Source organism: Arsenicicoccus sp. UBA6765 (assembly GCF_002453335.1).
Lineage (GTDB): Bacteria > Actinomycetota > Actinomycetes > Actinomycetales > Dermatophilaceae > Arsenicicoccus > Arsenicicoccus bolidensis.
This window is the reverse complement of sequence record NZ_DKGR01000023.1, coordinates 1-8,873: the sequence shown is the minus strand read 5'-3', so window position 1 is coordinate 8,873 and position 8,873 is coordinate 1. Positions and strand designations below refer to the sequence as shown.

The 8,873-nt window shown below is 74.3% G+C and carries 9 protein-coding genes; 1 reads left to right on the top strand and 8 read right to left on the bottom strand.

Annotated features, from left to right (window positions below):
• Positions 1-79: 79 nt before the first annotated feature.
• The 8 genes from B4K29_RS06805 to B4K29_RS06770 form a co-directional block, all read right to left on the bottom strand.
• Complete coding sequence (locus tag B4K29_RS06805; protein ID WP_286960966.1) at positions 80-1,045, bottom strand: copper transporter; 966 nt, start codon at positions 1,043-1,045, stop codon at positions 80-82.
• Positions 1,042-2,223: a putative cytokinetic ring protein SteA gene (steA, locus tag B4K29_RS06800; RefSeq protein ID WP_286966790.1), complete on the bottom strand. Its 1,182-nt coding sequence runs from the start codon at positions 2,221-2,223 to the stop codon at positions 1,042-1,044. The genes B4K29_RS06805 and steA overlap by 4 nt, the downstream gene beginning before the upstream one ends.
• Positions 2,224-2,312: 89 nt before the next feature.
• Complete coding sequence (gene recN / locus B4K29_RS06795) at positions 2,313-4,070, bottom strand: DNA repair protein RecN (RefSeq protein ID WP_286966789.1); 1,758 nt, start codon at positions 4,068-4,070, stop codon at positions 2,313-2,315.
• Positions 4,071-4,073: 3 nt separating this feature from the next.
• Positions 4,074-4,979, bottom strand: coding sequence for an NAD kinase (locus B4K29_RS06790; protein WP_286966788.1), 906 nt, complete (start codon positions 4,977-4,979; stop codon positions 4,074-4,076).
• Positions 4,976-5,911 (bottom strand): TlyA family RNA methyltransferase, encoded by a 936-nt coding sequence (locus B4K29_RS06785; protein WP_286966787.1) that lies wholly within the window; start codon positions 5,909-5,911, stop codon positions 4,976-4,978. Before B4K29_RS06785 ends, B4K29_RS06790 begins: the two co-directional genes overlap by 4 nt.
• A gap of 2 nt (positions 5,912-5,913) precedes the next feature.
• A complete protein-coding gene (locus B4K29_RS06780; RefSeq protein WP_239265907.1) occupies positions 5,914-6,072 on the bottom strand; it encodes a hypothetical protein in 159 nt (52 codons plus the stop codon).
• Positions 6,073-6,319: 247 nt separating this feature from the next.
• The gene (locus B4K29_RS06775) at positions 6,320-7,561 is read right to left on the bottom strand and encodes an HAD-IIA family hydrolase (protein WP_286966785.1); all 1,242 of its coding nucleotides are present in this window, start codon (positions 7,559-7,561) and stop codon (positions 6,320-6,322) included.
• Positions 7,554-8,270: a tetratricopeptide repeat protein gene (locus B4K29_RS06770; protein ID WP_286966783.1), complete on the bottom strand. Its 717-nt coding sequence runs from the start codon at positions 8,268-8,270 to the stop codon at positions 7,554-7,556. The genes B4K29_RS06775 and B4K29_RS06770 overlap by 8 nt, the downstream gene beginning before the upstream one ends.
• A gap of 6 nt (positions 8,271-8,276) precedes the next feature.
• Here B4K29_RS06770 and B4K29_RS06765 point away from each other — a divergent pair, with 6 nt between their 5' ends.
• Entirely contained in the window at positions 8,277-8,633 is a 357-nt protein-coding gene (locus B4K29_RS06765; RefSeq protein WP_286966781.1) for a hypothetical protein, read from the top strand.
• The last annotated feature ends 240 nt before the right edge of the window (positions 8,634-8,873 follow it).

Below are 8,873 nucleotides of genomic sequence, written 5' to 3'. Positions count from 1 at the left end.
GCCGAGCCGCGCGGCCGCCCGGGCGGCGACGGCGGCCGCGAGGGCGGCCGCGACGCCCGAGGTGACGACGCTCATCGACTCACCGGCCGAGGTCGGGGATGACGGACTCGGCGTCGGAGCCGATGCCGTAGCGACCGGCACCACCCTGCTGCTGGGCCGCCAGGGCGACGGCGGTGGCGACCTGACCCATGGCGCGGTCGGCGTCGTCGACCGTGGAGACGGCGGCTGCCGCGGCTCGGTCGGCGCGAACCCCGCTCACCACGGCAGCGGCGCTGAGGTTGTCCGCGTCGTCGGTCGGGCGGGTCGGCGAGACGAGCACGGAGCCGTTGGAGACGGCGTCGGCGCCCCGGACGAGCCGGGCATAGGCCTGCATCTGGGGCCCGGTGCCCGCGGCGGGGTTGGCGACCATGGGGGCGGCCACCGTCACGAGGAGGGTGGCCCCGGTCGGGTCCTCGCCGCGCACGCTGAGCAGACCCTTGCCGCGCAGCACCTCGAGGGCCTGACGGGCCCGGGACTCCTCGACCTGGCCCCGGTCCTGGACCGGCCCGGTGAGGGCGGCCCGTCCCAGCACGGTGCCGGGCAGCAGTCCCTCGCCGACGGCGCGCGTGTCGATCTGCAGGGCCTCGGCGGCCTGGCGGACCGTGGCCGTGAGCTCGCCGGCCGAGGCCGGACGGGTCCACTCGTCGCTCAGCCGGACGACGGAGGCCACGGTGGCGCCGGACTCGGTCAGGGCGGCCTGCACCCCGCTCACGACCTGCTCGTCCGCGCCGGCGGCGGCCACGACGACGACCCGTCGGTCGGCGAGGCGACCGGCCAGGACCACCGGGCGGCTGGCAGCGGCATAGCTCTCGCCCGCCGCCACGGATCGGCGGGCGGTGGTCAGCTCCCCGTTGAGCGCGGCCTTGTCCTCGCGCAGCTTGGTGATCTCGGAGGTCAACGTCGTGCCGATGTCCTCCTTGAGGGGACCCGCGCCCAGCACGATCCCCACGGCCAGGGCCATGAAGATCGCGATGACGGAGACGAGGTGGTAGCGGAAGTCGATCACGTGAGGAGCCCCCCGAGCCAGGAGATGAGGTCGTCCAACCGGGCCATGACCGCCTGCAGCATGGCCTGGCCACCGGGGGTCACCGACAGGGCGACGCCGAGGGCGAGCAGCCCGGCGAGGACGAGGAGGACGAGCGAGGCGCTCGAGATGCGGGTGCGATAGAGCCGGGACACGCCCTTGGCGTCCACGAGCTTGCCGCCCACCCGCAGACGGGTGAGGAAGGTGCTGGCCATCCCCTCGCGCCCCTTGTCGAGGAACTCGACGAGCGTCGCGTGCGTGCCGACCGCCACGATCAGCGTCGCGCCCGCGTCGTCGGCGAGGAGCATGGCGATGTCCTCGCTGGTGCCGGTCGCGGGGAACACGACGGGGGTCAGGCCGAGGGCCCGGACCCGGTCGAGGCCGGGGGCCCGGCCGTCACGGTAGGCGTGGACCACGATCTCCGCCCCGCACGTGAGGGCGTGGTCGCTGACCGAGTCCATGTCGCCGACGATCAGGTCGGGCCGGTGGCCGAGCTCGAGCAGGGCGTCGGCACCGCCGTCGACCGCGATCAGGACGGGGCGGTACTCCTTGATGTAGTGCTGGAGGGCCCGCAGGTCCTCCTTGTAGTGGTAGCCGCGGACGACCACGAGCACGTGCCGTCCGTCGATGGCCGTGGCGATGTCGGGGATCCCGACCCCGTCGAGGAGCAGCGCGCGCTCCTTCTTGAGGTACTCCATCGTGTTGGCCGCGAAGGCCTCGAGCTGGTTGGACAGGCCGATGCGGGCCAGGGTCTGGGCCGCCTCGATGCTCTCGGCGCTCTGCAGGTGGCCGGTCGCGACGCTGCGGCCGTCGACCACCAGGCTGGCGTCGACGAGCTCGCCGACGGCGCCCTCCTTGACCTGCATCACCTCGGGACCGAGGTCGTCGACGTGCGGGATCCCGGCGTCGAGCAGGATCTGCGGGCCGAGGTTGGGATAGCGCCCGGTGGTCGAGCGGGCGGCGTTGAGCACCGCCGCCGGACGGCAGGCGACGAGGGCCTCCGCGCTGACCCGGTCGATGTCCGCGTGGTCGATGACCGCGATGTCCCCGGGCCGCAGGCGCTTGGTGAGGTCCTTGGTGCGACGGTCGACACGGACCGCGTGCGTGCCGGCCGTCGGCTCCTCGGGGAGGGATCGACGGAAGCGGGGAAGCTGGGACATCGCCACCCATCGTGCCACGGCCCGTGGGGCGTCGCCCCCGCCCACGCCGGGCCCGGCCGCCCTGGGAGCCTGCAGGGATCGACGGCGGCTCAGGTGTGATCCACCGAGATCGCGCGGCGCGCCTGGGCGCTGGCGAGCAGCTGCTGAGCGTGCTCGACGGCGGCGTCGCTCTCGTCGCCGCTCATCATCCGCGCCAGCTCCCGCACCCGCTCGTCCCCCGCGACCTCGACGACCCCGCTCGCCGCGACCTGACCGTCGTCGGCCTTGCGGACGACGAGGTGCCGGTCGGCGTAGGCCGCGACCTGGGCCAGGTGGGTCACGACGATCACCTGGGCCTCGCGAGCCAGCTCGGCCAGGCGGGCACCGACCTCGACCCCGGCCTTGCCCCCGATGCCGGCGTCGACCTCGTCGAAGACGAAGGTGGGGACCGTCGAGGAACCCCCGCCGTGCGTCACCACCTCGATGGCCAGCATCACGCGGGACAGCTCACCCCCGGAGGCGGCCCGCGTCACGGTGCGCGGCGGCGCTCCGGCGTTGGCTGCGAGCGCAATGTCGACCTCGTCGATCCCGTTGCGCGAGTAGCGGACGCGGTCACCGGACGGCAGCTCCAGGCCGCGCTCGTGGGGCTGGGTGGTGACCCCGACGACGAGGCGGGCGCGTGGCATGGACAGCCGACCCAGCTCGGTGGTGACGGCGGTACCGAGCCGCTCCGCGGCGGCGGACCGGGCGTCGTGCAGGGCGGCACCGGCGGCGCCGAGCCGAGGCGTGAGCTCGGCCAGGCGCGCCTCGATCTCCTCGATGCGCGCGTCGTCCCCCTGGAGCGTGAGCAGCGTGCGGCTGGCGTCCTGGGCCCAGGCGAGGACCTCGTCGACCGTCTCGCCGTACTTGCGCTGGAGCCGGGTGAGCTCGGCCCGGCGTTCCTGCACCCAGGACAGCCGCGCGGGGTCGACCTCGACGTCGGTGAGGTAGCCCGCGACATCGGTCGTGAGGTCGGAGGCGACATAGCTCAGCTCGGCGAGCCGGCGGTGCAGGTCGGCCAGCGCCGGGTCGTGACCCGTCCACGGCTCGAGGGCCGACACCGCCTCGCCGAGGGACGCCAGCGCCCCGCCCGAGGCACCGTCCCAGGCGCTGTCGTCCCCGGCCAGCAGCACGTGAGCGCGGGACGCCCCGTCCCGCAGGGCGTCCGCGTGGGACAGGCGGTCGTCCTCGGCCCGCAGCTCCTCGTCCTCGCCCGGCTGCGGGTCCACGGCCTCGATCTCCTCGAGGGCCACGCGCAGGCCGTCGGCCTCGCGGGCGCGCTCTCGAGCCGCTGACCGCAGCTGGTCGGCCTCCGCGACGAGCGCGTGGTGCTCGTCGTACAGGCGCTGGAAGTCCTCGGCGAGTCGCGCCACGTCGGGGTCGAACCCGTCGAGGACCACCCGATGCTCCTCGGCGCTGCGCAGGCGCCACTGGTCGGCCTGCCCGTGCACCGCGACGAGTCGCTCCCCCACCACGGACAGCGTGCTGATCGGCACCGATCGGCCGCCGAGGTAGGCGCGCGACCGCCCCTGGGCCGCGACGTTGCGCGCGAGGATGAGCCCCTCGCTGACATCGGCCCCGGCCTCCGCGGCGCGCACGAGCGCCGGGTGGTCGGCGCCGAGGTCGGCGAAGCCCTCGACGCTGGTGCGTTCGGCGCCGGTGCGCACGAGGTCGCTGTCGGCCCGGCCGCCGAGCAGCAGCCCGAGGCCGGTCACGACCATGGTCTTGCCCGCGCCCGTCTCGCCGGTGACGACGTTGAGCCCGGGAGCCAGGTCCAGGACCGCCTCGTCGATCACGCCGAGACCGCGGATCGTGATGTCACGCAGCATGGTTCACTGCTCCCTCACGCGGCCCTGGCCGCGCCAGCCCACGATGGACAGGTCGAACTTGCGCACCAGCCGGTCGGTGAACGGTGCGGTCGCCAGGCGGGCCAGGCGCACGGGCGTCTGCCCTCGGCACACCTCGACCCGGGCCCCCCGCGGCAGGTCCACGGTGCGGCGCCCGTCGCACCACAGGACCCCGGTGGCCTCCTGGTCCGGCAGGAGCTCGACGGCGACCTTGGCGGACGGGCTGAGGACCAGGGGCCGGGCAAAGAGGGCGTGGGCGGACAGCGGGACGACGAGGATGGCCTCGACGGTGGGCCACACCACGGGGCCGCCCGCCGAGAAGGCGTAGGCGGTCGATCCGGTGGGCGTCGCCATGACCACCCCGTCGCAGCCCCAGGTGGACAGGGGGCGGCCGTCGATCTCCATGGCCAGCTCGAGCATCCGCTGGCGAGAGGCCTTCTCGACGGTGGCCTCGTTGAGCGCCCAGGTGCGCTGCACCTCGTCATCGCCCTGCCGCACGACGACGTCCAGGGTGAGGCGCTCCTCCACGACGTAGTCGCGGTGGACGATGCGCTCGACGACGTCGGGGAAGTGCTCCCGCTCCGCCTCCGCGAGGAAGCCGACGTGGCCGAGGTTGACCCCGAGCACCGGGGTGCCGTGCGCGCGCGCCAGCTCGGCGCCGCGCAGGATGGTGCCGTCGCCACCGAGCACGCAGACGAGCTCGCAACCGGCCGCCTCGTCCTTGCCGGCGGGCTCGACGACGTCGTCCAACCGCTGCGCGAAGCCCCGGAGGTCGGCGGCGTTGATCACGGACGTGACGCCGGCCTCGCGCAGCCGCTCGGCCAGCGAGCGCGCCAGGTCGAGGGCGTCGGGACGGCGGTGGTGGACGACCAGCAGGACGCGGCGGCTCACGGGTGCTCTCCTCGATCGGTCTGCTGGGTCTCGGTCTGCTGGGTCTCGGTCTGCTGGGTCTTGGTCTGCGTTGCGATGTCCGACTGCGCCGGATCGTCCGGCTGCGTCAGACGGTCGCGCGGCACGGTCGACACCGAGGCGCGCCCCGAGGTCAGCTCCTCGGCCCGGGCGCGCCACGGCGCCAGCGACGGCGCCGCCGTGGACGACCTCACGCACCACAGAAGGTACTCGTCGTTGCCGTCCGTGCCGCGCAAGGGGCTCGGCGCCAGGCCTCGCGGCGCAAGGCCGGCGGCCGACAACGACTCCAGCACCGCCACCACCGCGTCGCGGCGGTGGCCGGCGTCGCGGACGACCCCGCCCTTGCCGAGGCGCGTGCGACCCACCTCGAACTGGGGCTTGACCAGGGCCACGATGTCACCGCCCGGCTGGACGAGGTCGGCGAGGCGCTCGGCCACCAGGGTCAGCGAGATGAAGCTCAGGTCCGTCACCAGCAGCGCGAACGGTCCCCCGACGTCCTGCGGACCCACGTCACGCACCGAGGTGCCGCTGCCCTCGTCCACGCGTGGGTCACCGGCGAGGGACGGGTCCAGCTGGCCGTGGCCCACGTCGAGCGCGCACACGGACGCCGCACCGCGCTGGAGCAGCACCTGGGTGAAGCCGCCCGTGCTGGCACCGACGTCGATGCAGCGACGTCCGCGCACCTCCACCTCGGGAAAGGCCTCGAGGGCACCCAGCAGTTTGTGCGCAGCCCGGCTGACCCAGGGGTCGATCTCGCCCGCGACCTGCACGCTGTCCTGCTGCGCGACGGGATGGGCGGCCTTGCGGACCTCGCGGCCGGCCACGCTGACCCGCCCCGCGTCCACGAGCTCTCGCGCCTGGCCGCGCGATCGCGCGAGACCACGGCGCACCAGCTCCGCGTCCAACCGGGTCACGCTCACGCCCCGCTGACCCCGGACAGGCGGCCTTGCAGGACGTCATGGACGTGCTGCGCCGCCTCGATCTGGGCCTGCGGGTCGTCGCCGCCGGCCGCCTCGTCCAGGACACGCAGGGCCGCGTCGATCGCCGGGTCGCGCCCGTCGGGCCCCGCGCCCATCGCGGCCGGGCTCGGCGCAGCAGGGCTCGGCGCAGCGGGACTCGGCGCAGCGGGACTCGGCGCAGCGGGACTCGGCGCAGCCGGGCTGGGTGCAACCGGGCTCGGTGCTGTCGCCGCCGCCTCCGGGGGCGCGGAGCTCGCGGCCGACGGTGCGGAGGTCCCCGGGGACTCGGTCATGGCGCTCCTTCGCTGGTCGTCCTGCTCACCCTAGCCGTGGGGTCCGACAGCCTCCGGGAGGCGTCCGTCGTCACCGGGGGTCGAGCGCGTCCAAGGCCTCGAGCATCGGGGCAGGCAGCGGTATGCCGATCCGCCCGTCATCGCGAGCCGCCCACGTCGCGGCGACGGCGGCACGCGCGCGTTCGACGACGGCGCCCCCGTCGACGACCAGCGTCGCGTCGTCCCCGCGACCGGACACCGTGGCGCGAGCGTCTCCGCACACCGCGACGACATCATCGCCGTCCACGCTGTCGACGTCCACGCTGTCCCGGCCGTCCACGCTGTCCCGGCCGTCCACGCTGTCGACGTCCACGCTGTCCCGGCCGTCCACGCTGTCGACGTCCACGCTGCCCTGGCCATCCACACTGTCCTGGCCGTCCTCGTTGCCCTCGCTGCCCTCACTGGCCTGGCCGGCTCGGCCCGAGACGGCGACCTCGACGCCGGCATACGGCTCCCGCAGCGCGCGCAGGTCGAGGCCGAGATAGGTCGGCCGGAGCTGCTCGTCCGCACTCGCGAGGGCCACCAGGCCGTCGACGCCGGTGAGCACGTGCAGGCTCTGCATGCCGGCGGCGTTGGCGCCCTCGATGTCGGTGTCGAGGCGGTCGCCGATGGCGAGCATGCTCGTGACCTCCCCACCGGCGCGCTCCGCGCACATGAGGTACAGCGGTGGGTGCGGCTTGCCCGCGACCTGCGGCTCGCGCTGCACGGCGTTGCCGACCGCCTGGACCGCCGAGCCGTTGCCCGGGGCGATCCCCCGCTCCGTGGGGATGGTGAGATCAACGTTGGTGGCCATCCACGTCGCGCCCGCAGCAACGGCGTAGGCCGCCTCCTTGAGGTCGGACCAGCTGAGCTCCGTGCCGTAGCCCTGCAGGACGGCCACGACCCGGCCGGCCACGGCGGGATCGTCGATGCGGTCCTGGGGGCTGACCGGTTCGAGCCCGGCCTGACGCAACGCGATCGCCACGCCCGGGCCCCCGATGGCGAGGACGGTGGAGCCCGGATCCAGCTGCTCGGCCAGCAGCGCGGCACCGGCCTGGGCGCTGGTCACGACGTGGTCGGCGTTGGTGTGCACGCCGAGCTCGGCCAGGTGCTCGACCACGGCGTCGGCGGGCCGGCCGGCGTTGTTGGTGGCGTACATCACCTGCAGGCCGTCGGCCACCGCGGCGTCGAGCGCGTCAGCGGCATGGGCGACGGGGTCGGGACCGCGGTAGACCACGCCGTCGAGGTCGACGACCAGGCCACGGAAGCCGTCGACGAGGGGGCGGTCAGGCACGGGAGCCCTCCCCTGCGGTGTCGCCGCCGTCCGCCTCGTCGTCCTCGCCCTCGAGCAGGTCGGTGAGGGTGTAGCCCTCGAGCTCGGCGAGCCGCTCGTCGGCATCGGTCTCGGCCTCGTGGTCGGCGGAGGCTGACCGCTGGAACCACTCGATGGCGCTGGCCTCGTCACCGAGGGCCAGCAGCGCGTCGGCGTAGGCGTAGGCGAGACGGGTGTACCACGGCTTGTTCATCCCCCGCCGCAGCGCGGGGACCTCCAGCTCCACCTTGGCGGCTTCCAGCTGGCCGAGGTCGCGCCGGATCCCGGAGACCACGATGAGCAGCTCGATCCGGTCCTCCTGCGGCAGGGCACCGGCCTCAGGGCTCTGAGCGAGCTGCAGCGCCTTCTCCGGGCGGCCGAGGGCACGCTCGCAGTCCACCATGAACGGCAGGAGGTGGTGGGAGCCGGACAGGCGTCGCGCCGTGCGGAACTCGTTGAGCGCCTTGGCCCAGTCCTCCCGCCGGTAGTGCACCAGGCCGAGCGCCTCACGGGCCGCCGGCACGCGTCCGGCCCGGCGCACGGCCGTCTCCGCGTGAGCGAGTGCGCCGTCCTCGTCGATGTCCAGGAGACGCGCAGCCATCACCAGGTGCTGGCCGACGCCCTCGGCGTTCTCCTTGCTGAGGGTGCGCAGCTGGTTCTTGACGGCTCGGTCCAGCTCGAAGCCCGTCACGTCCTCGTGGATCGCCGGCTCGGGCAGCCGCCCCTGGGTGGGGACGAGACGCGAGCCTCCGCGCTGCTCGGGCGCTGCCGCCTGTCCCTCACGACGGCTGTCACGCGAGCCCTGACCACCGCGCTGGGCGTGGCCCCGCCGCTCTCCACCCTCACGGTTCGGCCGACCGCCACCACCATCACGCTGGTACGGGCGTCGCTCGCCACCACCGGAGCGGTCCGGCCGACGCTCACCATCACGCTGGTACGGGCGCCGCTCACCGTCTCGCTGCTGGTAGGGCCGACGCTCGCCCCCCTCACGGTTCGGACGCCCGCCACCGCCATCACGCTGGTAGGGGCGGCGCTCCCCACCGCGGGGACCTGACTCTCGACGGGGCTGATCCCGGTCGCTCTCATGGGCGTTGTCGGTCACGGTCCTTCTCCTCCACGTCGCCGGCGGGTGCCGGGCAGGTCACTATGCAGCTGGTTCACGATCCAGTATGCCGCAGCCGCACACCTCGACGAGGCTGTCCGCGGGGATACCGGTCCCGGACGCAGAAAAGCCCCGGACCTGGTGGTCCGGGGCTTCCCCACAATGTTTGCCCGGCGGCGTCCTACTCTCCCA